Origin of the sequence: Nocardioides sp. TRM66260-LWL (assembly GCF_020075545.1) — a bacterium.
In the GTDB taxonomy this organism is placed as follows: domain Bacteria; phylum Actinomycetota; class Actinomycetes; order Propionibacteriales; family Nocardioidaceae; genus Nocardioides.
Map to the genome: position 1 here is coordinate 221,643 of NZ_JAIQZK010000001.1, position 23,901 is coordinate 245,543.

Sequence of the window (23,901 nt, forward strand, 5' to 3'; positions counted from 1 at the left end):
TCCTCGCCGACGTCGTCGATCTCCTCCAGGACGACGGTCACGAGGTACGTGTCGACGAGACGCCTCTCGGCGACGTCCGCGGGAGGCGCCGCGCTGGTCCTTCGTCGGCGGCGTCGAGCGCGCGTCCGAGCCGTCCCGCCCTGGAGAGAGCGCTGAGCCCGCGGCGGGCCCCGTCGGTCACTCGTCGACGTCGCTGGTGGCGGCCCCCGGAGGGCAGGACCCCGCTCAGGGGATGACGAGGACGAACGAGACCCGGTCGTCGAGCGCACCACCGGCGTCGGTGGTGCGCACCTCGATCTGACCCGCGGCGCAGTCCGATCCGTCCGGCACCCAGGCGACGGTCCCGCCCTCGACCGACTTCGTCGCCGGCGTCACCTGGACGACGGCCGTCGCGAGGTCGATGCCGCTCCCAGCGGCGAGGCTGACGCAGTGAAGGCCGGTCGACGGCGTCGTGACGCCGGTGACCTGGCGGGCGCGGGCGATCCGGGAGTCCGGCCCGGGGCCGGCGACGTCCTTGAACGGCACGACGTACGCCGACGCGCGGGGCCCGAGCGCCCCCCGGACGCTCGGCGCCAGGTCGCTGCCCCTCACCTGGCCGTCCTTGATCTTCGCGCTGGTGACCGCGCCGTCCGCGAGGTCCTTGGTGCCGACCAGGCGGGCGCCGACGGCGGTGCCGCCGGCGCCGAGGAGGACGCCGGCGAGCAGGCCGCCGGTCACTCCGAGCGCGAGGCCGGAGGGACGACGGACGCCGGAGGGCGCGGGGGGCGTGGAGGGCACGGCGGGGAGGGGCATGGGGTCTCCTGGACGCGGGGATGCCGACACGCTAGCCGTCAGCGTGCGGGGCGGTCGAGTGCGTGCAGATAGCGCTGCGCCAGCGGCCGGGCCGCCCCGAGCGCAGGGCGGGAGAACGCGACGACCTCGAGCCGCACCGAGCCGTCGCCGAGCCGCTGCAGCGCGAACAACTCCTCGCCCTGCACCGGATGCCTGGGCAGGGTGCCATAGACGAAGCCCGCGCGGTCGGGCTCCCCGATGAGGGCTACGACCCGGCAGGGAGCGCTGATCCGCAGCGGCCCGAGGCCGATCTGTGCGCGGACGACGGCGTCGGCGACCACCTGGGGCGAGGACGCCGCGACGCGCAGACCCGCGCCCTCCTGCACCTGCCAGGCCAGCAGTTCCGCGGCGGCCTGCTCGAAGTCGCGCCGCTCCAGGATGCGGGTGACCCTCAGCGTCGCCCAGCCCGCCGGGGGTGCGTCGAGCGTCGCGCCGACGTCGTCGTAGGTGAAGGGCGCGGCCTGCAGGTGCGCGACCGACGCAGGGTCGAGGAGGGAGACCATGCGCCATGCTCGCCGACGGCACCAAGGTCGATACCGTCGCCGACATGTCCTCCCATGCCGCCGCGCTCGACGCCGCCGACCCGCTCGCCGCCCACCGCGACCGCTTCGTCGGCGCCGCGAGCCCGCTGGTCTACCTCGACGGCAACTCGCTGGGCCGGCCGCTCGCCGTCACCGGGCCGCGGCTGGCGGCCTTCGTCGAGCAGGCGTGGGGCGGCCGGCTGATCCGGGGCTGGGACGAGGAGTGGCTCGATCTGCCCGCCCGCATCGGCGACGAGATCGGCCGGGTCTGCCTCGGGGCCGCGCCCGGCCAGACGCTCGTGGCCGACTCGACGACGGTGCTGCTCTACAAGGCCGTGCGCGCGGCCGTCGCGCTGCGGCCCGGCCGTACGGAGATCGTGGTCAGCGCGGACGACTTCCCGACCGATCGGTACGTCGCCCAGGCGATCGCCGAGGAGCGCGGCCTGGTGGTGCGGCGCCTCGAGGTCGACGTCGAGGCCGGCGTCACGCCCGAGCAGCTCCGTGAGGCGGTGGGGGAGCGCACCGCGGTCGTGCTGCTCAGCCACGTCGCCTACCGCTCGGCCTGGCTCGCCGACGCCGCGGCGCTCACCGCGATCGCCCACGACGCCGGCGCGCTGGTCGTCTGGGACCTCAGCCACTCCGGCGGCTCGGTCGAGCTCGCGCTGAACGCCTGGGACGTCGACCTCGCCGTCGGCTGCACCTACAAGTACCTCAACGGCGGCCCGGGCGCCCCGGCCTACGTGTACGCCGCCGCCCGGCTGCACGAGGAGCTGACGCAGCCGATCTCCGGCTGGATCGGCCACGCCGACCCGTTCGCGATGGGGCCGCAGTTCACGCCGGCCCCCGGCATCCGCCGGATGGCGTCGGGCACGCCGCCGATCCTCGGGATGCTGGCCATGCAGGACATGCTCGCGCTGCTCGACGAGGTCGGGCTGGCCGCGGTGCGGGCCAAGTCCGTCGCGCTCACCTCGTTCACGATCGAGCGTGCCGAGGAGCTGCTCGCGCCGCACGGCGTCCGGCTCGCCTCCCCGCGCGACCCCGCCCGTCGCGGCGGCCACGTCACGCTGCAGCACCCCGCGATGCGCGAGGTGGTCGCGGCGCTGTGGGCCGACGAGGAGCGCCCGACGATCCCCGACTACCGCGACCCGGGCGGCCTCCGACTCGGCCTCTCGCCGCTCTCGACGTCGTTCGGCGAGGTCGAGGAGGGGCTGCGGCGCACGGCTGACGTGCTCGCCCGGCTGGCCTGAGCGGACCCGGGGACCGCGCGCTAGATCCAGCCCATCCGCCGTGCGGTCGCCGCGGCGTCGTGCCGGTTCGCCGCGCCCAGCTTCGTGACGGCGCTGGACAGGTAGTTGCGAGCCGTGCCAGGCGAGAGGTGCGCACGCCGCGCGATCTCCTCCACGGGCGCCCCGTCCGCGGCGAGCTCGAGGACGTCGGCCTCCCGCGCGGTGAGCGGCGAGTCGCCGGCGGCGATCGCCTCGGCCGCGAGGCTCGGATCGACGTGACGCCCGCCCGCGTGCACCGACCGCACCACGGCGGCGAGGGTGTCGGCGGAGGTGGTCTTCGGCAGGAAGCCACGCACCCCCGACTGGAGGGCGCGCTTGAGGTGCCCGGGTCGCCCGTGGGAGGTCACGACGACCACGGCGAGCCCCGGCCGCAGCGCCAGCAGCCGCTCGGCGGTGGCGATGCCGTCGATGCCGCCGAGCTGCAGGTCGAGCACCGCGACGTCGATCTCGACCGTCCGGGCCCGCTCGAGCGCCTCCTCGCCGCTGGCGGCCTCCACCACCACCTCCAGGTCGTCCTCGAGATCCAGCAGGCGCACCAGGGCGGTGCGGATCAGGTGCTCGTCCTCCGCGAGCAGCAACCGGATCACACCGTCCCCCCGGCTGACTCCCGTGCCGGCTCCCGCCCCGGCCCCCGCAACGCCGGTGCGACGACCCGCGTGAGGTCCGCACGCACGTGGAAGCCCGCGTCGTCGGCGTGCGTGGCGAGCCGCCCCCCGACGCCGGCGAGCCGGTCGGACAGCTGAGCCAGGCCGGTGCCGCCGGCCGGGTCACGGTCCAGCGCGTGCTGCGTGGGTCCGCCGTCGTCGTCGACGGCGAGCACGCCGGCGTCGTGGACGATCCGGACGCGGGTGGCCCGGCTGTGACGCAGCACGTTCGTCACCGCCTCCCGCACCACCCACGCGGCCGGCTCGCGGTGCGCGTCGGCCAGGCCGTCGAGGCGCGCCGTCAGCGCGATGCCGGCGGCTCCCAGCAGCGAGCGGGCCCCGTCGACCTCCTGCTCGAGGCTCGCCGGTCGGTAGCCCCGCGCCAGCTCCCGCGCCTCGGCCAGCGCGGCGTGCGCCATCGCGCGGATGTCGACGAGCGCCGCGCGGGAGCCGTCCGGGTCGTCGCGCCCGAGCAGTCGCTCGGCCAGATCGGCGTGCAGGGCGATCGCGGAGAGCCGGCGGCCCACGACGTCGTGCACGTCGCGACCGAAGCGCAGCCGCTCCTCGGCCAGCACGAGCGCGACCCGCGCGCGGCGGGCCCGATCCAGCTCGTGCACCACCTCCACGAACCACAGGGAGCCCTGCACGGTCGCGAGCAGCGCCGCGCAGACCAGGAGCCCGAGGACCAGCAGGGAGCGCTCGCGGCCGACCGCCACGCCCAGCGCGGCGACGACGGCGAGGAGCGCGAGGGTGACCCGGTCGGTCCGCAGCGCTCCCAGCCCCCAGGAGAGCGCCGCGACGATCATCGCCAGCGCGGGGCCCCTGAGCTCGACGGAGAGCGTCGCGGCCCCCGTGGACGCGAGTCCGCAGCCCAGGAGCAGCGGTCGGACGTCGGGCCGTCCCGCCCCGCCACGCGTCACGGCCAGCGCCTGCTCGACCACCCGGTGCGCGAGCGCGGTGAGGGCGACGCCGACCCCGAAGACGGAGGCGACGAGGCCCCGCGGCTGGTCGCGCACGAACGGGGCGGTCTCGAGCAGCACCACCAGCGGGCCACCCCACACGATCGCCAGGAGCGTCCAGCGGGTGTAGGCGTCCACCCGCTCGGGCTGCTCCATCCGCTGCCACGCCGAGAGCAGCGGGATCCCGCGGCGAGCAGGGAGCGGCGTCGTGTCGGGGCCGGCCATGGGCCCACTCTGCCCCAGGGCCGACCCGGCGGGCGGGGCTGGGCGCGCGTCACGCACGGGGCGACCAGGTCATCCGGCGTCGGGCCGTCCACACGGCGAGGACGGTCCAGACCGCGATCACCGCCAGCCCCCCGAGGGCCGCCGACGTCGCGGCGGCCCCCGGGAGCGTCGCCGAGGCGTCGGTGGCCGAGATCCCGAACCACGAGGCGCGCACGACGGTCACCAGGGCGCCTCCCGGCGTCGACTCGACCAGTGCCCGCGCAGGGCCGTCGAGCAGAGGCAGGAAGGAGCCCGCCATGCCGAGCAGCAGCACCGGCGCGCTCGAGAGCTGCACCGACTCGACGTCGCGGGAGAACGCGGCGGTCGCCAGTGCGAGCGCGGAGAAGACCACCACCAGCCCGAGCACGGCGAGGACGAGCAGCAGCGGATCACGCGGCGCCGAGACGCCCGCCAGCAGAGCCACCGCGACCACCGCGGCGCAGGCGACCAGACCGAGCACGGCACCCGGCAGGGCCAGGCCGAGGACGATCTCGCGATCGGCCAGCTCCCCGGTGCGCAGTCGCTGCAGCACCGACTCGTCGCGGCGAGCGACGACCGAGGACAGCAGCGCGTAGAAGACGGGGAAGAGCATCGCGACGAGCACGCCCAGCTCGATCGCGCCGGCCTGCGACACGGCGGTCGACGGGCCGGCGGCGAGGAGCGCGAGCGGCGCGACCGGCAGTCCGACGGCGTAGACCAACGTGGTGCGGTTGCGCAGCAGGAGGAGGGCCTGCGCGCGGGCGAGGGCCAGCACCCGGCGTGCGGCGGGCCGGACGGCCGCGAGGCGTCCGCCGGCGGCTGCGGTGCGGTCCGGGGCGGGAGCGGCGCTCGGGGGCCTCATGCCGCGACCTCCTCGCGCGCGTCCCGGGCGACGTCGAGGAACACCTGCTCGAGGGTGCCGGCACGCACCTCGAGGTCCTCCAGCCGGACGCCCTCCCGCTCGGCGGCGGCGAGGATCCGCAGCAGGTCGGCCTGGGGCTCGCGGGTCTCGAGCCGGCGGACGCCGGGCTCGCCGACCACGCGGTAGCGGACGACGCTGGGCTGGTCGGCGACGATCTCGGCGAGGGTGCCGACCCGGACGATCCGGCCAGTGGCCATCAGCGCCACCTGGTCGGCCAGGGCCTCGGCCTCCTCCAGATGGTGGGTGCTGAGCAGCACCGTCCCGCCGGCGTCGCGCAGGGCCGTGATCAGGCCCCACACGCGACGGCGGCTCTCGGGGTCCAGGCCGGTGGTCGGCTCGTCGAGCACGACGAGCTCGGGCGAGCCGAGGAGGGTGCACGCGAGATCGAGCCGGCGTCGCTCGCCACCGGACAGCGCCACGACCCGCGTCCCGGCCAGCCGGGTCAGCGCCATCTCGTCCAGCACGTCGCCGAGCGGTCGGGGGCGGCTCAGCGTGCCCGCCCACATCCGCAGGACGTCGAGGACCGTCAGGTCGCCCGGCAGCCCCGAGGTCTGCAGCAGGACCCCCAGGCGGGGACGCAGTGCGCGCCGGTCCGCGACCGGGTCGAGGCCGAGCACCCGCACCGCGCCACCCGTAGCGGGCGCGAGGCCCTCGATCACCTCGAGCGCGGAGGTCTTGCCGGCGCCGTTGACGCCGAGCAGCGCCATGACGCAGCCGCGCGGCACGTCGAGGTCGAGTCCGCGGACGGCCTCAAAGCCGTCGGGACCGCCGTAGCGGCGCCGCAGGCCTCGCGCCGAGACGGCGGTGTCGCCGCGAGGCTCGCCGAGTGGGGCTGCCGGGGCTGCGGGCGGGGCTGAGGGGCGGAGGGGGGTCTCCCGAGTGGTGGTCATGTCCCCACCGTCTCGCCGGAGGACGGGGCGCGGCAGTGGGCGACGTCATCGGTCCGGCATGACATCCGTCAGGCCCACCCGCCGGGGCCGTGGCGCTCACGGCTAGTCGGCTACAAGTGAGGGGTGCGGCTGCCCACCCCTCCCGACCCCACCCGTCCCAACGGCCCCGAGGCCGTGCTCGCCTGGGTCGCCGAGCATCTCGGCGACCTCGCGCTCGAGGGCCCGGGCGGCATCGCCCCGGGCGCGCTGCGCGGTGGCCAGACCGCGGCCGACGCGGCGCTGGCCGGCTTGGAGGTCCGCGGCTACGCGGCCCGGCGCAGCAACGTGACGCCGGAGTCCTCCCGCGGCGCGACGCGGATGTCGCCGTACATCCGGCACGGCCTGCTGAGCCTGCGCGAGGTGTGGGACGCCGCCGCCGGCGCCCCACAGCGCGACCGCGAGAAGTACCGCGACGAGCTGCTCTGGCAGGAGTACGCGCGACACCTCTACGCGCGGGTCGGCACCGCGTCCGGACGCGCCCTGCGGGCCGAGCAGCCCCGCACCCCGCAGCCCTGGGACGACCCGTGGCCGACCTCGATGGCCTGCATGGACGCCGTGCTCGGCGAGCTGCACCGCGACGGCTGGCTGGTCAACCAGACCCGCATGTGGATGGCCTCGCAGTGGGCCGTGCGCGGCGGCGCGGACTGGCGCGACGGCGAGGACGCCTTCTTCTCCCACCTGCTCGACGGCTCCCGCGCGGCCAACCGGCTCGGCTGGCAGTGGACCGTGGGCACCGGCTCGGCCAAGCCGTACGGCTTCAGCCGCTGGCAGGTCGAGAAGCGCGCGCCGCGGCTGTGCGGTTCGTGCGCGCTGCGCGACCGCTGCCCGATCCAGGAGTGGCCCGAGACGCCCGAGCTGGCCGACGCCCCCGGGCCCGACCTCGGGAAGGCGCCGATCCCGGCCGGCCCGGAGCGGGTCATCGGCCGGGGAGCCGAGCAGGTCTGGCTGACCGCCGAGTCCCTCGGCGACGGCGACCCCGCGCTCGCCGCCGACGACGCGCGTCCGGTGGTGTTCGTCTTCGACGAGCCGCTGCTGCGGGGTCTGCGGCTCTCGGGCAAGCGGCTGGTGTTCCTCGCCGAGTCGCTCGGCGACCTGGCGGCGCGTCGCGACGTCGAGGTGCGACGCGGACGGGTGGTCGACGAGCTGGCCGGCCGATCGCTCGCCGTCACCCACGCCCCCGTGCCCGGCTTCGCCCGCCGTGCGCTGGCGCTGCGGCCCGCCGAGGTGCACCCCTGGCCGTGGCTGGTGCGGCCGCGTCCGGCGCCCGTGCGGTCGTTCACCGGATGGCGCAAGGCGGTCGGCTCGGTGCGCTGATCGAGCCTGTCGAGATCGTCGGCGGTTCGTGGTTGGCTCGTCGCATGGAGCAACGACTGTCGTTCGTCACCCTCGCCGTCGACGACCTCGCGGCCTCGCGCCGGTTCTACGTCGACGGGCTGGGCTGGACGCCGTCGTTCGAGGGCGCGGAGATCCTCATGCTCCCCGTCGGCCCGGGGCTCACGCTCTCGCTCTGGAGCCGGCCCGCCTTCGAGGCCGAGTGCGGCCCGACGGCCACGGCCGACGCCCCGCTGACCCTCGCGCACAACGTCGGCAGTCGGGCAGAGGTCGACGCCGTCCTCGCCGAGGCGACGGCCGCGGGCGCCACCCTCGTCCGGGTCGCCGAGCCGCGCGAGTGGGGCGGGTACAGCGGCTACGTCGCCGATCCCGACGGGTACCGCTGGGAGATCGCCCACGATCCCACCGCCGACGCTCCCGCCTGAGAGGCCGCGCCATGCCGATCGACCCCGCCGACCTCGTCGTGCTCACCCCGCAGCAGGTGCTCGACGCCGACCTGCCCGACTGGCGCTTCGCGTTCACGAGCATCGAGACGGTCTTCGCCACGCCGTCCTACGCGACGGGCCTCGCGCTGGTCGCCGCCATCGGGACGGCCGCCGAGAGCGCCGACCACCATCCCGACGTCGACCTGCGCTACGGCACCGTGGGCGTCGTCCTCTCCAGCCACGACGTCGGCGGGGTCACCGGGCGCGACGTCCGCCTGGCCCGCACCATCAGCGGGCTGGCCGCGGAGCACGGCGCGACGGCGCACCCCGAGCGGGTCCAGACCCTCGAGCTCGCCCTCGACACCGCCCGCATCGACGTCCTGAGGCCCTTCTGGGCGGCGCTCTACGGCGTCCCCCTCGACGCCGGCCGGGACGACGAGGTGCGCGACCCGAGCGGGCGACTGCCGCTCCTCTGGTTCCAGCGCTCCGAGCCCACCGCCCCCGACGAGGCTCCTAGGCAGCGCTGGCACCTCGACCTGCGCGTCCCGCCCGAGCTGGTCGAGGAGCGCATCGCCGCCTGTCTGGCCGCCGGCGGACGACTGGTCGACGACTCCCACGCGCGGGCCTTCTGGGTGCTCGCCGACGCCGACGGCAACCAGGCCTGCCTCACCACGTGGCAGGACCGTGACTGACCGGCATGCGATACCCGCGTCCCGCATGCTGGGACGCGATGTCACGCGGTTGTGACGCCCGGTGCGGCACCGGCTACCGTTCAGCCATGCGCCTGCTCCTCCTCGTACGCTCACGACGCGTGAGCTGAGCTCGAGCGACCCCGAGTCAGCCCTGCGCGTCCCCCTCGTTGCCCGTCGGGCCGAGGGGTTTTCTGTTTGGGCCGAGGACGCACCACCGCAGCACGCAGCACCACGTCAGCACCACGCCAGCAGCACCAGCCAGCAGATCCAGCACCGCCACCAGATCCGATCGAGGGACACGACATGAGCGCTTCAGCCGCATCGCAGCAGGGACGGGAGATGACGGGCGCGCAGAGCCTCGTCACGTCGCTGGAGGCCGCGGGCGTCGAGACCGTCTTCGGCATCCCCGGTGGCGCGATCCTCCCCGCCTACGACCCGCTGATGGACTCCTCCATCCGGCACATCCTGGTGCGCCACGAGCAGGGCGCGGGCCACGCGGCCCAGGGCTACGCGGCCGCGACCGGACGGGTCGGCGTCTGCATGGCAACCTCCGGCCCGGGCGCCACCAACCTGGTGACGCCGATCGCCGACGCCTACATGGACTCCGTGCCGCTGGTGGCGGTCACCGGCCAGGTCGGCGCCAACCTGATCGGCACCGACGCCTTCCAGGAGGCCGACATCCGCGGCATCACGATGCCGATCACCAAGCACAACTTCCTGGTCACCGATCCCGCCGACATCCCCCGCACCGTGGCCGAGGCCTTCCACCTCGCCTCGACCGGTCGTCCGGGGCCGGTGCTGGTCGACGTCGCGAAGTCGGCGCTCACCGCCGACACCCGCTTCGTGTGGCCCACCGAGCTGCAGCTGCCGGGCTACCGTCCGGTCACCAAGCCGCACGCCAAGCAGATCCGCGAGGCCGCCCGGCTGATCCTGGAGTCGCGCAAGCCGGTGCTCTACGTCGGCGGCGGCGTCATCCGCGCCCGCGCGTCCGCCGAGCTGCGGGTGCTCGCCGAGCTCACCGGCATCCCGGTCGTGACGACGCTGATGGCGCGCGGCGCGTTCCCCGACAGCCACGTCCAGCACCTCGGCATGCCCGGCATGCACGGCACCGTGGCCGCGGTCGCGGGCCTGCAGAAGAGCGACCTGATCATCAGCCTCGGCGCGCGCTTCGACGACCGCGTCACCGGCAACCTCGACTCCTTCGCGCCCGGCGCCAAGGTCATCCACGCCGACATCGACCCCGCGGAGATCGGCAAGAACCGGCACGCGGACGTGCCGATCGTCGGCGACTGCCGCGAGGTCATCTCCGACCTGATCGTCGCCCTGCGCGCGGAGGCCGAGGCCGGCCGCACGGGCGACTACGAGGGCTGGATCTCCTTCATCCAGGGCGTCAAGGCCAGCTACCCGCTCGGCTACGACACCCCGGCCGAGGGCCTCGCGCCGCAGTACGTCATCCAGCGCCTCGGCGCGATCTCCGGCCCGGAGACGGTCTTCACCTCGGGCGTGGGCCAGCACCAGATGTGGGCCGCGCAGTTCATCGGCTACGAGCACCCCAACACCTGGCTCAACTCCGGCGGCCTCGGCACCATGGGCTACTCGGTGCCGGCGGCGATGGGCGCGAAGGTCGGACGTCCCGAGGCCACCGTGTGGTCCATCGACGGCGACGGCTGCTTCCAGATGACCAACCAGGAGCTCGCCACCTGTGCGATCGAGGGCATCCCGATCAAGGTCGCGATCATGAACAACGAGTCGCTCGGCATGGTGCGCCAGTGGCAGACGCTCTTCTACAACGAGCGCTACTCCAACACGAACCTGCAGCGGCACGCCGGCCCGGTGCGCATCCCCGACTTCGTCAAGCTCGCCGACGCCTACGGCTGCGTGGGCCTGTCGTGCGACGGCCCGGACGAGGTCGACGCGACCATCGAGAAGGCCATGGAGATCGACGACGTGCCCGTGGTCGTCGACTTCCGCGTCCACCGTGACGCGATGGTGTGGCCGATGGTCGCCGCCGGCTCCAGCAACGACGAGATCAAGTACGCGCGCGACCTCGCGCCCGAGTTCGAGCAGGATGACCTCTGATGAGCAAGCACACGCTGTCGGTCCTCGTCGAGGACAAGCCGGGCGTCCTGGCCCGCATCGCCGGGCTGTTCAGCCGGCGGGGTTTCAACATCGAGAGCCTCGCCGTCGGGCCGACCGAGCACAGCGAGATCTCCCGGATGACGATCGTCGTCAACGTCGAGCAGTTCCCGCTCGAGCAGGTCACCAAGCAGCTCAACAAGCTGGTCGAGGTGATCAAGATCGTCGAGCTCGACCCCACCGCCTCGGTCGACCGCGAGCTGGTGCTGGTGAAGGTCTCGGCCACCGCCGAGACCCGCGGTCAGGTGCTCGACACCGTCCAGCTCTTCCGGGCCAAGGTCATCGACGTCGCGCCCGACGCCGTCACGATCCAGATCACCGGCAACGCCGGCAAGATCGCCGACTTCCTGCGCGTGCTCGAGCCCTTCGGCATCCGCGAGCTCGTGCAGTCGGGCATCGTCGCCATCGGCCGGGGCTCCCGCTCGATCTCCGAGCGCTCGCTGCGCCCGGTCGCCGTCCCCGCCCCGCCCGCGGCCAACGCCGCCGGCTGAACCCGCACCTCCCGCCCCACGGCTCACCGCCACCCAACCCGATCGAAGGAGAAGCCCCCGTGGCTGAGATGTTCTACGACGACGACGCCGACCTGTCCCTGATCCAGGGCAAGAAGGTCGCCGTCATCGGCTATGGCAGCCAGGGTCACGCGCACGCCCTGAACCTGCGCGACTCCGGCGTCGACGTGCGCGTCGGCCTGAAGGAGGGCTCGAAGAGCCGGGCCAAGGCCGAGGAGGAGGGCCTGCGGGTCCTCACCCCCGACGCCGCCGCCGCCGAGGCCGACGTCGTCGTGATCCTCGCCCCCGACCAGGTGCAGCGGCACCTGTACACCGAGTCGATCGAGGCCAACCTGAACGAGGGCGACGCGCTCGTCTTCGGCCACGGCTTCAACATCCGCTTCGGCTACATCACCCCGCCGGCCGGCGTCGACGTGCTCCTGGTGGCCCCGAAGGCCCCGGGCCACACCGTGCGCCGCGAGTTCGTCGCCGGCCGCGGCATCCCGGACATCATCGCCGTCGAGCAGGACGCCACCGGCACCGCCTGGGACCTCGCGAAGTCCTACGCCAAGGGCATCGGCGGCACCCGGGCCGGCGTCATCAAGACGACCTTCACCGAGGAGACCGAGACCGACCTGTTCGGCGAGCAGTCGGTGCTCTGCGGCGGCGTCTCGCAGCTGATCCAGTACGGCTACGAGACCCTCACCGAGGCCGGCTACCAGGGCGAGATCGCCTACTTCGAGGTGCTGCACGAGCTGAAGCTGATCGTCGACCTCATGTGGGAGGGCGGCATCGCCAAGCAGCGCTGGTCGGTCTCCGACACCGCCGAGTACGGCGACTACGTCTCCGGCCCCCGCGTCATCACGCCGCAGGTGAAGGAGAACATGAAGGCCGTGCTCGCCGACATCCAGAACGGCGAGTTCGCGAAGCGGTTCATCGGCGACCAGGACGCCGGCGCGCCGGAGTTCCAGGAGCTGCGGGCCAAGGGCGCCGCGCACCCGATCGAGGCGGTCGGCCGCGAGCTGCGCTCGCACTTCTCCTGGAGCCACCAGGACGCCGACTACACCGAGGGCTCGGCCGCGCGCTGACCCTCCGCGCCCACGGCGGCGCACGACGGCACACGACGGCCCGGCAGGTCACCCTGCCGGGCCGTCGCGCTGCGTGGCGGGCAGTCGGGGGACGCCGTCAGCGGTCGGCGTCGGCCGCCGAGTCGACGCCGTGGTGGATCGCGTCGAGCAGGGCCGAGCAGAAGGCCGGCAGGTCGTCGGGGTTGCGGCTGGTGATCAGGTTGCCGTCGACGACGACCTTCTCGTCCTTCCAGGTGGCGCCGGCGTTCCGGAGGTCGGTCTGCAGGCTGGGCCACGAGGTGAGGGTGCGGTCGCGGACGACGTCGGCCTCGATCAGCGTCCACGGGGCGTGGCAGATCGCGGCGACCGGCCGGCCGGAGGCCAGGAAGTCGCGGACGAACGCCACCGCGGTCTCGTCGGTGCGCAGGGCGTCGGGGTTGGCGACGCCGCCGGGCAGCACGAGCGCGTCGAAGCCGGACGCATCGGCGTCGGCGACGCGCTGGTCGACGGCCTGGGTGCCGGCGCGGTCGAGGTGGTCGAAGAGCTCGACCTCGCCCTCCTCGGGGCTGAGCAGCACCGGGCGGTGGCCGGCGTCGACGACCGCCTGCCACGGTTCGGTGAGCTCGACCCGCTCGATGCCCTCCTGGGCGACCAGGAAGGCGACGGTGCGGGTCTGCTCGGCGGTCGGCGTGCTGGCGGTGCTGGTCACGGAGGCTCCTCGGGTGAGCGTCGATGCGTTGGATGGACGCCACCCCCGTTCCCGGTGCGGCGGGCGGCCGCACGCCGGCTCGCCCCTCGGGTGAGGTCGCCGGACGGGTTCGCGGCCGCCGGTGGGGAATGCCCCGCGGTGCCGGGGCGCTGGAACGGGCATGCGCATCGAGATCTGGAGTGACGTCGTCTGCCCGTGGTGCTACGTCGGCAAGCGACGTCTGGAGTCGGCCCTCGCGGACTTCGAGCACGCCGACGACGTCGAGGTGGTCTACCGGTCCTTCGAGCTCGACCCGTACGCCCCGCGCGGCGGCGACGAGCCGACCCTGCCGCAGCTGGCCCGCAAGTACGGGCGGCCGGAGGCCGAGATGCGGACGATGGTGCAGGGCCTCGTCGAGACCGCGGCGGCCGACGGCCTCGACCTGCGGCTCTTCGACACCGTGCACACCAACACCGTCGACGCCCACCGCCTCCTGCACCTCGCGCTCGCCGAGGGCGGGCCGGCGCTGCAGCGGGCGCTCAAGGAGGAGCTGCTCGCCGCCTACTTCACCCGCGCCGAGAACGTCGGCGACCACGCGGTCCTCGCGGCCGCGGCGGCCGTGGCCGGCCTGGACGCCGAGCGCGTCGCCGCCGTCCTGGCGGGCTCGGAGTTCGCCGAGTCGGTGGCCGCCGACGTCGACCAGGCCCGCGCCTACGGCGCGACCGGCGTGCCGTTCTTCGTCGTCGACGCCCGCTACGGCATCTCCGGCGCCCAGCCCGTCGAGGTCTTCGCCCAGGTGCTCGAGCGGGCCTGGGCCGACGCCCACCCCGCCGTCGAGCTCGTCACCCCCGCCGGCGCATCCACGGACGCCGCCTGCGGCCCGGACGGCTGCGCGATCTGACGCCCCCGGGGCTTCCGTGACGCCCCGGGCACCGTGACCCGGACGTGACGGTGCTCAGCGCGTCACGCGGCGTCGGTTTCCCCGGGCGCCCGGGGAAACCGACGTTCCCTGACGCGCCCGGCACCGCGGATCCTCCGCCGAGGTGCCGCACGCGTCACGGAACAGCAGGGACCCGGCTCAGGCCACCAGGACCCGTCCCGACCCGGCCGCGCGGCCCCGCCGGCGCGGCTCCGGCCCGGACGAGCGGCCGACGACCTCCCACGCCGCGGCCAGACGGTCGACGGCGAGCACGAGCTCGTCGGCCGGCCTCGACCACGGGATGCGGACGAACCGGTCCAGGCCGCCGTCGACGGCGAACAGCGGCCCGGGCGCGATCGCGACGCCGCGACGCTCGGCCTCGGCCGCCAGGGCGGTGGCCCGGGCGGCGGGCAGGCGGCACCAGACGGCGAGTCCGCCGCCGGGAGGGACGAAGCGCGCCTCGGGCAGGCGCTCGGCGAGCGCCCCGAGCAGGGCGTCGCGCTGCTCGCGGAGCCGCGCCACGTGGTCGGGGAAGACCTGGCCGCGCTCCAGCAGCCGGGTCAGCACCAGCTGCTCGAGCACGGGCGCGCCGAGGTCGAGGCTCAGGCGCGCGTCGGTCAGTGCGGGCAGGAGATCGTGCGGCGCGCGGATCCAGCCCAGCCGGAGCCCGCCCCAGAAGGACTTCGACGCCGAGCCGAGGGTCACCGTGCCCGGCGCGTGGGCGGCGAACGGCAGCGGCATGGGCTGGCCGTCGAGCGCGAGGGCCTGGTGCGACTCGTCCACGACGGCCCGGGTGCCGGCCGTCGCGAGCCGGTGCGCGAGCTCGGCGCGGTCGGCGTCGTCCATCAGGTGCCCGGTGGGGTTCTGGAAGTCGGGGATCAGGTACGCCAGCGCCGGGCGCACCTGCTGCAGCGTCGCGCCCAGCGCTGGCAGGTCCCAGCCCTCCGGGTCGACGGGGCTGGCCACCAGCCGCGCGCCCGCGTGCCGGATCGCCTCGGTCGCGTTCGGGTACACCGGCGACTCCACGAGGAACCGCGCACCGCGCCGGGTCAGCGCCCGCGCGACGATGGCCGCCGCCGACAGCGCGCCCGGCGTGACGATGATCTGCTCGGGGTCCGTCGGGAGCCCGCGCTCGGCGAAGCCGGCGGCGATGGCGGCCTGCAGGGCGGGCAGGCCGGCCGGGAAGTAGCCGTGGTCGCCCAGGCACGCGGGCAGGTCCCCGACGGCCTCGGCCACCGTCGCGAGCAGCCCCGGGGGAGCGGTGGCGGCCGCGCAGGTGAGGTCGATGAGCCCCTCGTCGGGATGCGGCATCAGGGTGCGGTCGCGCGAGCGGCCGGCGCTGCCGGGAAGGCGCGTGAAGGTGCCGGAGCCCTGGCGCGCCTCGGCGTAGCCGGTCTCCCGCAGCAGCGCGTAGGCCCGGGTGACCGTCGTCCGCGAGACGCCCAGGGCCGCGGTGAGGTCCCGCTCGCTCGGCAGGCGTGCGTCGCGGCCGATGCGGCCGTCGCCGATCGCCTCGGTGAGCGCCTCGGCCAAGCCGGCGTACGCCGGCGCGGTGTCGAAGCCCGCGACCAGCGCGGCGAGGCGGGAGGCCGGGACGACGGCGCGATCGGTGGTCTGCGACATGCAGTCCACTGTCTCAGCATTGGCTATCGATCACCAGGCCAATCGTCCGCAGAATCGACGCCGTGAGCCTCGCCCGTCCCGTCCCGTCCAGCGCCCGCGTCACCCCCGCCACCCCCGGCGCCCCCGCCACGCTGGTCGACCTCGGTCCCCTGGCGCAGCTGCGGGCCGGACGCCTCGGACGCCGCCTCGCGCAGCTCCTCGTCGGGCTCGTGCTCTACGGCGTCTCGCTGGCGATGATGGTGCGCGGCGACCTCGGCCTGGCGCCGTGGGACGTGCTGCACTCCGGCATCGCCGCGCACCTCGGCCTCGGCCTCGGCGTCGTGGTCGAGGTGGTCAGCTTCGTCCTGCTGCTCGCCTGGATCCCGCTGCGCGAGGTGCCGGGCGTCGGCACGCTGCTCAACGCGCTCGTCGTCGGCGCGGCCGTCGAGGTCTCGCTCGCGCTGCTGCCCGCCCCGCCCGAGGACGCGCTGGCCGTCCGGGTGGCCCTCATGCTCGGCGGCATCGCCCTGTGCGGCCTCGCCACCGCCTGCTACATCGGCCCGCAGCTCGGCCGCGGCCCGCGCGACGGCCTGATGACGGGGCTGCACCGGCGCACCGGCCTCTCCCTGCGCGTGGTGCGCACGGGCCTGGAGGTCGGCGTCGTCGGGCTCGGCCTCCTGCTCGGCGGCCACCTGGGCCTCGGCACCGTGCTCTACGCGGTCTCGATCGGCCCGATCGCCCAGGCGCTGCTGCCGGCGTTCACGATCCGGCTCGACGCGCCCGCTGCCCGCTGACGCCGGTCAGCGCCGCGTCGCGATGACCACGCCGGCGTCGCCGGCCACCATCACGTCGACCGCGGTGAACCGCTCGTCGGTGAGCCACCGCTCGCGGAGCGTGTCGACCCGGCCCCCGGTGATCGGCGGCCACATCTCGCAGGGCGCGACGTCGTCCAGCACCACCAGGCCCCCGGGCTCCACGAGGTCGGCGACGGCGTCGACGCCCGCGGCCCCGGGTTCGCCGGAGTCGAGGAAGAGCAGGGAGAACGGCCCCTCGTCGAGCAGCGTCGACCAGTCGGCGGCCCGCACCTCGACGAGCGGGTCGTCGACGAAGATCTCGCCGGCCGCCTGCGCCAGGCGCGGGTCGAGCTCGGCGGTGAGGATGCGGGCGCGGCCGTCGCGCACTCCCGAGCGCAGCCACGCGGTGCCGACGCCGCAGCCGGTGCCGAACTCGGCCATGGTGCCGGTGCGGGTCGCGGCCAGCATGGCCAGCAGGCGTCCGGTCTCGTTGCGGCAGAAGGACACGTAGCCCGCGCGCCGCGAGACGTCGAAGGCGCGCTGGACGACGGCCGGCAGGTCGGGGGGCGCGCTCATGCCCCGATCCTCTCCCGACGCCGCCCACGAGATGGGATCTGCGTCTCATTTCGCGGGCGTGACCGGAATCCGGTGCATGACGTCCGGATGGTGGTGATACGGTCTCGGTGTCTGAAGGGCCGTCTGGCCCCTCCCGGCCCCGGTCCGCAACCGCCGCCCGAGGTCCGTGAGCCGCTCCGGGCGATCCCCGGGCCCCGGCCGACGTCCACCCCGCGACCCCGGGGCCGACGTCCGCCGTCGATCCGCCGTGGACCACGCCGCCCCTGTCGGGACGGCGGTCCCGAACCGTCAGGAGACGCAGATGTACGACCTCTACCCCGAGTGGGGCCCCGCCCGGCACGACCCCGAGAGCCCCCGCAGCCGCGAGGCGCTGCAGCGCTGGCTCGACCTGCGGGACAGCGGCGGGGAGCGTCCCGAGGACAACTAGCCTCCCCGGCATGACCGCCACGAGCGCCTCGTCCAGCACCCTCCGACTCGCCGTCATCCCCGGTGACGGCATCGGCCAGGAGGTGACGGCCGAGGCGCTCAAGGTGCTCGAGGTCGCCGCGAGCGGGCTCGCGGTCGAGCAGACCCGCTACGACCTCGGCGCCGAGCGCTACCTGGCCACCGGCGAGGTGCTGCCGGACTCCGTGCTCGCGGAGATCCGCCAGCAGGACGCCATCCTGCTCGGCGCGGTGGGCGGCAAGCCCAACGACCCGAACCTGCCCCCGGGCATCCTCGAGCGCGGCCTCCTGCTGCGTCTGCGCTTCGAGCTCGACCACTACGTCAACCTGCGTCCCTCGCGCATCTACCCCGGGGTCACCTCGCCGCTGTCGGCCGCGACGCTCGGCGAGGAGCCGGTCGACTTCGTCGTCGTCCGCGAGGGCACCGAGGGCCCGTACACCGGCAACGGCGGCGCGCTGCGCGTCGGCACCCCGCACGAGGTGGCCACCGAGGTCTCGGTGAACACCGCGTTCGGCGTCGAGCGGGTCGTCCGCGACGCCTTCGCCCGCGCGCAGCGGCGTCCGCGCCGGCGCCTGACGCTGGTGCACAAGACCAACGTGCTCGTGCACGCGGGCTCGGTGTGGTGGCGGATCACCCAGGAGGTCGCGCAGGAGTTCCCCGAGGTGACGGTCGACTACATGCACGTCGACGCCACGATGATCCATCTGACGACGAACCCGTCGCGCTTCGACGTGATCGTCACCGACAACCTCTTCGGCGACATCGTCACCGACCTCGCCGCCGCCATCACCGGCGGCATCGGCCTGGCCGCCTCGGGCAACGTCAACCCCGACCGCACCACGCCCTCGATGTTCGAGCCCGTGCACGGCTCGGCGCCCGACATCGCCGGCCAGCAGATCGCCGACCCGACCGCCGCGATCCTCTCGGCCTCGCTGCTCCTCGACCACCTCGGACACGAGGAGGCCGCGCGCCGCATCGAGGACGCCGTGCTCGCCGACCTCGCCGAGCGGGCCCCCGGCAGCACGCGTCGCACGTCCGAGGTCGGCGACGCGATCGCGGCGCGTCTGGCCTGACCGGGCCGGCCCGGGCCTGCATGGGCCTGCACGGGCGGCGGAACGGGGAGGCCGTCCCCCGGAGCGGGGCACTAGATTGACGCCATGTCCTCGGAGTCAGCCGCGTCCAGCCTGAGCATCACGACCACGCCCTCGGACCACCCCGCCAGCCCCGAGCGGCTGGCGGAGATCCTGGCCGACCCCGGCTTCGGCCTGCACTTCACCGACCACATGCTCGTGGCCGAGTGGACGCCTGACGCCGGCTGGCACGACGTCCGGGTGGAGGCCTACGGGCCGCTGACCCTCGACCCCGCGGCGGCCGTCCTGCACTACGCGCAGGAGGTCTTCGAGGGCATGAAGGCCTACCGCCACGCCGACGGCTCGGTGCACACCTTCCGTCCCGACCAGAACGCCGAGCGGATGGTGCGCTCGTGCCGCCGGCTCGCGCTGCCCGAGCTGCCGGTGCCCGACTTCGTCGAGGCCGTCGACGCGCTGGTGCGCACCGACGAGCGCTGGGTGCCCGACGCCTCCGAGGGCGAGAAGAGCCTGTACCTGCGGCCGTTCATGTTCGCCTCCGAGGCGTTCCTCGGCGTGCGTCCGGCCCAGCACGTCACGTTCATGGTCATCGCCAGCCCCGCCGGCGCGTACTTCAAGGGCGGCGTCAAGCCCGTCAGCATCTGGCTCACCGAGGAGTACACCCGGGCCGGACGCGGCGGCATGGGCGCGGCGAAGACCGGCGGCAACTACGCCTCCTCGCTCGTCGCCCAGCAGGAGGCGATGGCGCACGGCTGCGACCAGGTCGTCTTCCTCGACGCCTCCGAGGGTCGCTACGTCGAGGAGCTCGGCGGCATGAACCTCTACTTCGTGCACCGCGACGGGCGGATCGTCACGCCGGCCACCGGCACGATCCTCGAGGGCATCACGCGCGACTCGATCATCACGCTGGCCGAGAAGAGCGGCCACCCGGTCGAGGAGCGGCGCTTCTCGATCGAGGAGTGGAAGGACGGCGTGGCCTCCGGCGAGATCACCGAGGTCTTCGCCTGCGGCACCGCCGCGGTCGTCACGCCGGTCGGCGAGCTGCGCTGGGAGGGCGGCTCCCTGCCGTCCCCGGTCGCCGGCGAGGGCCCGGACGCCTCGGTCGGCGCGGCCCTGCGGCAGCAGCTCGTCGACGTGCAGTTCGGCCGGGCCGCCGACGAGCACGGGTGGCTGCACCGCGTCGTCTGACCCGGCAGCCCGACTTGGCTCGTCTGGTTAGGCAAGGCTAACCTCGCCTGCGTGACCTCGGGCGTGCAGGAGCGACGTGCCGGCGCCGCGTCGGCGACGGTCGTCGCGGGCGGTGGCGTCCGGCTGGGAGCCGTCCTCGGCGTCGCCCTGCTCGCGCTCGGCGCGGCCGTGGTCGCGAGCCTGGCGCTCGGCGCCCGCGACGTGGCGCCGCAGGCGGTGTGGCAGGCGCTCGTCGCCCCGCGGCCCGGCGACGCCGACCACCTGGTCGTCCGCGACCTGCGGGTCCCGCGGACGCTCGTCGGCCTGCTCGCCGGCACCGCGCTGGCCCTGGCCGGGGCCCTGCTCCAGGGCCTGACCCGCAACCCGATCGCCGACCCGGGGCTTCTCGGCGTCAACGCGGGCTCGTCCCTGGCGATCGTGCTGGGCATCGCTGCCGGCCTCACCGCCCCGCTCGCGACCGTCGGCGCCGCGTTGGGCGGCGCGGCGGCCGCGACCGCCGTGGTCTACGCCGCCGCGCAGGCCGGCTGGGAGGGCGCGACCCCGGTGCGGCTCGCGCTGGTGGGCGCGGCCGTCACGGCCGCGGCGACCTCCGTCGTCACGCTGGTGCTGCTCTCGGACCGGCGGACGCTGGGGGAGTACCGCTTCTGGCAGGTCGGCTCGCTCGACCGGCGTCTCGACCTCGGCGCGCTGCTGCCCGTCGTCGGGCCGTGCCTGCTGCTCGGCGTGCTGCTGGCCGCGCTGAGCACGCGGCTGCTCGACGCGCTCGCGCTCGGCGACGACGTCGCCCGCGGGCTGGGGCACGAGGTCGTCCGCGGTCGGCTGGGCGTGGTGGTGGCCTCGGTGCTGCTCTGCGGACCGGCCGTCGCGCTGGTCGGGCCGATCGGCTTCGTCGGCCTGGTCGCTCCGCACCTCGCGCGGGCCGTGGTGGGTCCCGCGCACCGCGGGGTGCTCCTGCTGGCCGCGGTGCTGGGGCCGACGCTCCTGCTCGCCGCCGACGTGCTCGGCCGGTTGGTCGCGCGGCCGGGCGAGCTCGAGGCCGGCGTCGTCGTCGCGGCGCTCGGGGCGCCGGCGCTGCTCCTCGTGGTCCGACGCGGCCGGGCGGTCGGATGAGCGCGACGACGGACGTCCCCGCGCGCGTCGCCCGCGGGCCGCGCACGGTGCGGCGCGTCGCCGGTCGTCGCACGGCCGTCCACGCCGCCCTCGCCGGCCTGCTGCTGGGGCTGGCGCTGCTCGCGCTGCTGCTCGGCGAGCTGCGACTGACCCCGCGCGAGGTCCTCGACGGCCTGCTCGGCTCGCGGGTCGGCGGATCCGCGTTCGTCGTGCGCGAGCTCCGGCTGCCCCGTCTGCTCCTGGGCCTGCTGGTCGGCGCGGCGCTCGGCCTGGCCGGCGCCGTGTTCCAGGCCGTGCTGCGCAACCCGCTCGCGAGCCCGGACGTCCTCGGCGTCACCCAGGGCGCCTCGGCCGCCGCCGTCGCGACGCTCCTGCTCGGCGGGCTCTCCGGCTGGCCGGTGGTGGCCGCGGCGGCGGCAGGGGGCGTGGCGGTCGGCGTCACGCTGCAGGTGCTCGCCGGGCGTGGGGGAGCGGCCGGGCAGCGCTTCGTGCTGTGCGGCGTCGGCCTGGGCTACCTCGGCGCCAGCGTGACCGCCTACCTCGTCACGCGGGCCGACCTGCGGCAGGCGCAGGACGCCCTGCTGTGGACCACCGGCAGTCTCGGTCAGGCGTCCTGGCCGCTGGTGCGGACGCTCGGGCTCGCCCTGCTCGTGCTGGTCCCGCTCGTCGCCGGCCTGGCGCCACGGCTGGCCCTGCTGCAGCTCGGCGACGCCTCGGCCACCGCCCTGGGCGCCCGGCCCGAGCGCACCCGCGCGCTGCTCCTGGTGCTCGCGGTGCTGCTGGCCGCCGCCGCCACGGCCGCCGCCGGGCCGGTGGCGTTCGTCGCCTTCCTCGCAGCGCCCCTGGCCCGCCGACTGCTGGCCGACGGCTCCGCGGCCCTGGCCGGCTCCGCGCTCGTCGGCGCAGTGCTCGTCGTCGGCTGCGACCTGCTCGCCCAGCACGCCCTGCCCGGCGACGTCGTCGCCCCGGTCGGGGTGCTCACCGGCGCCCTGGGCGCGCCGCTCCTCGTCTGGCTGCTCGTGCGCGGACCGCGTCCGGCATGAGCGCCGCGTCCGCCCATCCGACCCCGGAGACCCCTGTGCCCGACCCGACGTCCGTGTCCCCGCCGCGCCTCGTGGCGCACGACCTCCACCTGGCCTACGGGGGCCGCGACGTCGTGCACGGCGTCGACCTCGCCGTGCCGCCGGGACGGGTGACGGTGATCGTCGGCGCCAACGGCAGCGGCAAGTCGACGCTGCTCAAGGGGCTGGGTCGGCTGCTCGCGCCGCGTGCCGGCCGGGTCGAGCTGGACGGCGTCGACCTGCGCCGGGTGCGTCCGCGCGAGCTCGCGCGGGTGCTCGGCCTGCTGCCGCAGCACCCGCTGGCGCCCGAGGGGCTCGGCGTCGCAGCGCTGGTGGCCCGCGGACGCTTCCCCCACCGCGGCCTGCTGGCCCGCGGCGGCGCCGCCGACGACGACGCCGTGACGCGGGCGCTGGCCGCGACCGACCTGCTCGACCTGGCCGGCGCGCGGATCGAGGAGCTCAGCGGCGGACAGCGGCAGCGCGCCTGGCTGGCCCTCCTGCTTGCGCAGGACCCGGCGATCATGCTGCTCGACGAGCCCACGACGTTCCTCGACCTCGCGCACCAGGTCGACCTGCTCGACCTCCTCGCCACCCGCAACCGCGAGGCCGGGACGACGGTCGTCATGGTGCTGCACGACCTCTCGCTCGCGGCGCGCTACGCCGACCACCTCGTGGTGATGCGCGCTGGCCGCGTGCTCCGCGCCGGCGCGCCGGGGGAGGTGCTCGACGAGGAGTGCGTCGAGGCGGCGTTCGGCCTGCGCGCGCGGGTCCTCCCCGACCCCGAGACCGGCACCCCGCTGGTCGTCCCCCGCGTGCGTCAGATAAGGTAAGGCTAACCTTATCTACGCCGCATCGCGGCCCGTCACGAGGAGTGGCTCGATGGCCCCCCGCACCTCCCTGCCCCACCCGTCCGCCGATCGACGGTCGGCCGGTCATTCCCGGCGCGGCGCGCTCGGCCTCGCGCTGGCGGCCCTGGCCGTCCCGCTGGTCGCCTGCGGCACCGACGACGCGGGCCGGGGCGGCGACGCGAGCGCGGCCGGCGCCGACGCCGCCTTCGCGCCGGTGACGATCGAGCACGCCTTCGGCAGCACGACCCTCGAGCAGCGCCCCGCCCGCGTCGCCACCTGGGGCTGGGGCAGCTCGGACGCGGCGATCGCGCTCGGCGTCGTGCCCGTCGCCATGCCGCGCAACTCCTACGGCGCCGAGGACGACGGCCTCATGCCGTGGCAGCGGCAGGCCCTGGACGCCGCGGGCGCCGAGGTCCCGACCCTGCTCAGCGAGGGCGACGCGCCGCCGTTCGAGGAGATCGCGGCGGCCGCGCCCGACGTCATCCTGGCGAACTACTCGGGCATCACCGAGGCCGACTACGCGAAGCTGGCGAAGATCGCGCCCACGATCGCCTACCCCGAGAAGCCGTGGTCGACGCCGTGGCGCGACGTCGTCACGACCGTGGGCACCGCCCTGGGGCGCGCGTCGCAGGCGCAGACCCTGCTGCGCGAGATCGACGCGCAGGTCGCCGCCGCCGCACAGGCCCACCCTGAGTTCGCCGGACGCACCATCGCGGCGGTCGCCATCGACCCCGCCGCCTTCTACGTGTACACGCCCGCCGATCCGCGGGTGCAGTTCCTCGAGGACCTCGGCTTCGAGGTCGCGCCGAGCGTGAGCCGGCTGGCCGGCGACGAGCAGGGCTTCTACTACACGCTCAGCCCCGAGCGGCTCGACGAGCTGACCTCCGACGTCCTGCTCAGCTACGTGCCCGACGAGGCCCGCCGCACCGCGATCGCGGACGACGCGACCTACCGGGCGCTGCCGCAGATGGGGGCCGGCACGGTGGCCTCGGTCGTGGGGGAGTCCTACGTCTCGGCGGTCTCGCCGCCGACGGCGCTCTCGCTCACCTGGGGCCTGGACGCCTTCGTCGAGGCGCTCGTGCCGGCGGTGCGCGCGGTGGAGGCGTAG

General features: G+C 75.3%; 25 protein-coding genes. 16 read left to right on the forward strand and 9 right to left on the reverse strand.

From position 1 onward, the window contains the following. Nucleotides 1-225 precede the first annotated feature (225 nt). Together K8Z61_RS01095 and K8Z61_RS01100 are read right to left on the reverse strand one after the other, a co-directional pair. Complete coding sequence (locus K8Z61_RS01095; RefSeq protein WP_224126227.1) at nucleotides 226-792, reverse strand: hypothetical protein; 567 nt, start codon at nucleotides 790-792, stop codon at nucleotides 226-228. 38 nt (nucleotides 793-830) lie between these two features. After that, nucleotides 831-1,334, reverse strand: coding sequence for a DUF1990 family protein (locus K8Z61_RS01100; RefSeq protein ID WP_224126228.1), 504 nt, complete (start codon nucleotides 1,332-1,334; stop codon nucleotides 831-833). Between the two features lie 44 nt (nucleotides 1,335-1,378). Here K8Z61_RS01100 and K8Z61_RS01105 point away from each other — a divergent pair, with 44 nt between their 5' ends. Next, complete coding sequence (locus tag K8Z61_RS01105) at nucleotides 1,379-2,599, forward strand: kynureninase (RefSeq protein ID WP_224126229.1); 1,221 nt, start codon at nucleotides 1,379-1,381, stop codon at nucleotides 2,597-2,599. Between the two features lie 20 nt (nucleotides 2,600-2,619). Here the strand turns inward: K8Z61_RS01105 and K8Z61_RS01110 are convergent, their stop codons facing one another. From K8Z61_RS01110 to K8Z61_RS01125, 4 genes are read right to left on the reverse strand one after another with little or no spacing between them, the layout of a single operon-like run. Beyond that, a complete protein-coding gene (locus tag K8Z61_RS01110; RefSeq protein WP_224126230.1) occupies nucleotides 2,620-3,225 on the reverse strand; it encodes a response regulator transcription factor in 606 nt (201 codons plus the stop codon). Continuing rightward, nucleotides 3,222-4,466: a sensor histidine kinase gene (locus K8Z61_RS01115; protein ID WP_224126231.1), complete on the reverse strand. Its 1,245-nt coding sequence runs from the start codon at nucleotides 4,464-4,466 to the stop codon at nucleotides 3,222-3,224. The genes K8Z61_RS01110 and K8Z61_RS01115 overlap by 4 nt, the downstream gene beginning before the upstream one ends. A 49-nt stretch (nucleotides 4,467-4,515) precedes the next feature. Next, complete coding sequence (locus K8Z61_RS01120; RefSeq protein WP_224126232.1) at nucleotides 4,516-5,346, reverse strand: ABC transporter permease; 831 nt, start codon at nucleotides 5,344-5,346, stop codon at nucleotides 4,516-4,518. Beyond that, on the reverse strand, nucleotides 5,343-6,296 hold the full coding sequence (locus K8Z61_RS01125; protein ID WP_224126233.1) for an ABC transporter ATP-binding protein: 954 nt from the start codon (nucleotides 6,294-6,296) through the stop codon (nucleotides 5,343-5,345). The genes K8Z61_RS01120 and K8Z61_RS01125 overlap by 4 nt, the downstream gene beginning before the upstream one ends. 123 nt (nucleotides 6,297-6,419) lie before the next feature. On the opposite strand from K8Z61_RS01125, the gene K8Z61_RS01130 reads away from it, so the two are divergent. The 6 genes from K8Z61_RS01130 (at nucleotide 6,420) to ilvC (ending at nucleotide 12,496) form a co-directional block, all read left to right on the forward strand. Next, on the forward strand, nucleotides 6,420-7,649 hold the full coding sequence (locus K8Z61_RS01130) for an FAD-binding domain-containing protein (protein ID WP_224126234.1): 1,230 nt from the start codon (nucleotides 6,420-6,422) through the stop codon (nucleotides 7,647-7,649). Nucleotides 7,650-7,693: 44 nt separating this feature from the next. After that, a complete protein-coding gene (locus K8Z61_RS01135) occupies nucleotides 7,694-8,092 on the forward strand; it encodes a VOC family protein (protein ID WP_224126235.1) in 399 nt (132 codons plus the stop codon). Nucleotides 8,093-8,103: 11 nt separating this feature from the next. Then, nucleotides 8,104-8,784 carry a 4a-hydroxytetrahydrobiopterin dehydratase gene (locus tag K8Z61_RS01140; protein ID WP_224126236.1) on the forward strand — a complete coding sequence of 227 codons (681 nt, stop codon included), beginning with the start codon at nucleotides 8,104-8,106 and terminating at the stop codon, nucleotides 8,782-8,784. 303 nt (nucleotides 8,785-9,087) lie between these two features. After that, complete coding sequence (locus tag K8Z61_RS01145) at nucleotides 9,088-10,863, forward strand: acetolactate synthase large subunit (protein WP_224126237.1); 1,776 nt, start codon at nucleotides 9,088-9,090, stop codon at nucleotides 10,861-10,863. Next, nucleotides 10,863-11,411 carry an acetolactate synthase small subunit gene (gene ilvN, locus K8Z61_RS01150; protein ID WP_224126238.1) on the forward strand — a complete coding sequence of 183 codons (549 nt, stop codon included), beginning with the start codon at nucleotides 10,863-10,865 and terminating at the stop codon, nucleotides 11,409-11,411. Before K8Z61_RS01145 ends, ilvN begins: the two co-directional genes overlap by 1 nt. Nucleotides 11,412-11,470: 59 nt before the next feature. Then, nucleotides 11,471-12,496, forward strand: coding sequence for a ketol-acid reductoisomerase (gene ilvC / locus K8Z61_RS01155; protein WP_308116726.1), 1,026 nt, complete (start codon nucleotides 11,471-11,473; stop codon nucleotides 12,494-12,496). Between the two features lie 97 nt (nucleotides 12,497-12,593). Here ilvC and K8Z61_RS01160 read toward each other — a convergent pair whose 3' ends face one another. Then, nucleotides 12,594-13,184, reverse strand: coding sequence for a type 1 glutamine amidotransferase domain-containing protein (locus tag K8Z61_RS01160; RefSeq protein ID WP_224126239.1), 591 nt, complete (start codon nucleotides 13,182-13,184; stop codon nucleotides 12,594-12,596). 160 nt (nucleotides 13,185-13,344) lie between these two features. Here K8Z61_RS01160 and K8Z61_RS01165 point away from each other — a divergent pair, with 160 nt between their 5' ends. Then, on the forward strand, nucleotides 13,345-14,064 hold the full coding sequence (locus K8Z61_RS01165; protein ID WP_224126240.1) for a DsbA family oxidoreductase: 720 nt from the start codon (nucleotides 13,345-13,347) through the stop codon (nucleotides 14,062-14,064). A gap of 177 nt (nucleotides 14,065-14,241) precedes the next feature. Here K8Z61_RS01165 and K8Z61_RS01170 read toward each other — a convergent pair whose 3' ends face one another. Beyond that, on the reverse strand, nucleotides 14,242-15,705 hold the full coding sequence (locus K8Z61_RS01170; RefSeq protein WP_224126241.1) for a PLP-dependent aminotransferase family protein: 1,464 nt from the start codon (nucleotides 15,703-15,705) through the stop codon (nucleotides 14,242-14,244). Nucleotides 15,706-15,767: 62 nt separating this feature from the next. Between K8Z61_RS01170 and K8Z61_RS01175 the strand changes: the two genes are divergently transcribed. Continuing rightward, a complete protein-coding gene (locus K8Z61_RS01175) occupies nucleotides 15,768-16,478 on the forward strand; it encodes a YitT family protein (RefSeq protein WP_224126242.1) in 711 nt (236 codons plus the stop codon). Nucleotides 16,479-16,484: 6 nt separating this feature from the next. On the opposite strand, the gene K8Z61_RS01180 is transcribed toward K8Z61_RS01175, so the two are convergent. Further along, a complete protein-coding gene (locus K8Z61_RS01180) occupies nucleotides 16,485-17,054 on the reverse strand; it encodes an O-methyltransferase (protein ID WP_224126243.1) in 570 nt (189 codons plus the stop codon). A gap of 301 nt (nucleotides 17,055-17,355) precedes the next feature. Between K8Z61_RS01180 and K8Z61_RS18720 the strand changes: the two genes are divergently transcribed. The 7 genes from K8Z61_RS18720 to K8Z61_RS01210 all read left to right on the forward strand — a co-directional run bounded on the left by K8Z61_RS18720 (nucleotide 17,356) and on the right by K8Z61_RS01210 (nucleotide 23,901). Then, the gene (locus K8Z61_RS18720) at nucleotides 17,356-17,481 is read left to right on the forward strand and encodes a hypothetical protein (protein WP_263430384.1); all 126 of its coding nucleotides are present in this window, start codon (nucleotides 17,356-17,358) and stop codon (nucleotides 17,479-17,481) included. 10 nt (nucleotides 17,482-17,491) lie between these two features. Continuing rightward, complete coding sequence (locus tag K8Z61_RS01185; RefSeq protein WP_224126244.1) at nucleotides 17,492-18,571, forward strand: 3-isopropylmalate dehydrogenase; 1,080 nt, start codon at nucleotides 17,492-17,494, stop codon at nucleotides 18,569-18,571. 84 nt (nucleotides 18,572-18,655) lie between these two features. Then, complete coding sequence (locus K8Z61_RS01190) at nucleotides 18,656-19,774, forward strand: branched-chain amino acid aminotransferase (RefSeq protein ID WP_224126245.1); 1,119 nt, start codon at nucleotides 18,656-18,658, stop codon at nucleotides 19,772-19,774. Between the two features lie 51 nt (nucleotides 19,775-19,825). Then, a complete protein-coding gene (locus K8Z61_RS01195) occupies nucleotides 19,826-20,884 on the forward strand; it encodes an iron ABC transporter permease (RefSeq protein ID WP_224126246.1) in 1,059 nt (352 codons plus the stop codon). Then, complete coding sequence (locus tag K8Z61_RS01200; RefSeq protein ID WP_224126247.1) at nucleotides 20,881-21,927, forward strand: iron chelate uptake ABC transporter family permease subunit; 1,047 nt, start codon at nucleotides 20,881-20,883, stop codon at nucleotides 21,925-21,927. Before K8Z61_RS01195 ends, K8Z61_RS01200 begins: the two co-directional genes overlap by 4 nt. A gap of 53 nt (nucleotides 21,928-21,980) precedes the next feature. Continuing rightward, a complete protein-coding gene (locus K8Z61_RS01205) occupies nucleotides 21,981-22,775 on the forward strand; it encodes an ABC transporter ATP-binding protein (protein WP_224126248.1) in 795 nt (264 codons plus the stop codon). A 49-nt stretch (nucleotides 22,776-22,824) separates the two neighbouring features. Continuing rightward, nucleotides 22,825-23,901 carry an iron-siderophore ABC transporter substrate-binding protein gene (locus tag K8Z61_RS01210; protein ID WP_224126249.1) on the forward strand — a complete coding sequence of 359 codons (1,077 nt, stop codon included), beginning with the start codon at nucleotides 22,825-22,827 and terminating at the stop codon, nucleotides 23,899-23,901.

Bases quoted from the DNA above. Each gene is read 5' to 3' on its own strand.
- K8Z61_RS01200 (WP_224126247.1), top strand. From the start codon at position 20,881: ATGAGCGCGACGACGGACGTCCCCGCGCGCGTCGCCCGCGGGCCGCGC.
- K8Z61_RS01185 (WP_224126244.1), top strand. From the start codon at position 17,492: ATGACCGCCACGAGCGCCTCGTCCAGCACCCTCCGACTCGCCGTCATC.
- K8Z61_RS18720 (WP_263430384.1), top strand. From the start codon at position 17,356: ATGTACGACCTCTACCCCGAGTGGGGCCCCGCCCGGCACGACCCCGAG.
- K8Z61_RS01125 (WP_224126233.1), bottom strand. From the start codon at position 6,296: ATGACCACCACTCGGGAGACCCCCCTCCGCCCCTCAGCCCCGCCCGCA.
- ilvN (WP_224126238.1), top strand. From the start codon at position 10,863: ATGAGCAAGCACACGCTGTCGGTCCTCGTCGAGGACAAGCCGGGCGTC.
- K8Z61_RS01165 (WP_224126240.1), top strand. From the start codon at position 13,345: ATGCGCATCGAGATCTGGAGTGACGTCGTCTGCCCGTGGTGCTACGTC.
- K8Z61_RS01135 (WP_224126235.1), top strand. From the start codon at position 7,694: ATGGAGCAACGACTGTCGTTCGTCACCCTCGCCGTCGACGACCTCGCG.
- K8Z61_RS01180 (WP_224126243.1), bottom strand. From the start codon at position 17,054: ATGAGCGCGCCCCCCGACCTGCCGGCCGTCGTCCAGCGCGCCTTCGAC.
- K8Z61_RS01170 (WP_224126241.1), bottom strand. From the start codon at position 15,705: ATGTCGCAGACCACCGATCGCGCCGTCGTCCCGGCCTCCCGCCTCGCC.
- K8Z61_RS01120 (WP_224126232.1), bottom strand. From the start codon at position 5,346: ATGAGGCCCCCGAGCGCCGCTCCCGCCCCGGACCGCACCGCAGCCGCC.
- K8Z61_RS01145 (WP_224126237.1), top strand. From the start codon at position 9,088: ATGAGCGCTTCAGCCGCATCGCAGCAGGGACGGGAGATGACGGGCGCG.
- K8Z61_RS01105 (WP_224126229.1), top strand. From the start codon at position 1,379: ATGTCCTCCCATGCCGCCGCGCTCGACGCCGCCGACCCGCTCGCCGCC.
- K8Z61_RS01095 (WP_224126227.1), bottom strand. From the start codon at position 792: ATGCCCCTCCCCGCCGTGCCCTCCACGCCCCCCGCGCCCTCCGGCGTC.
- K8Z61_RS01190 (WP_224126245.1), top strand. From the start codon at position 18,656: ATGTCCTCGGAGTCAGCCGCGTCCAGCCTGAGCATCACGACCACGCCC.
- K8Z61_RS01210 (WP_224126249.1), top strand. From the start codon at position 22,825: ATGGCCCCCCGCACCTCCCTGCCCCACCCGTCCGCCGATCGACGGTCG.
- K8Z61_RS01115 (WP_224126231.1), bottom strand. From the start codon at position 4,466: ATGGCCGGCCCCGACACGACGCCGCTCCCTGCTCGCCGCGGGATCCCG.
- K8Z61_RS01100 (WP_224126228.1), bottom strand. From the start codon at position 1,334: ATGGTCTCCCTCCTCGACCCTGCGTCGGTCGCGCACCTGCAGGCCGCG.
- K8Z61_RS01140 (WP_224126236.1), top strand. From the start codon at position 8,104: ATGCCGATCGACCCCGCCGACCTCGTCGTGCTCACCCCGCAGCAGGTG.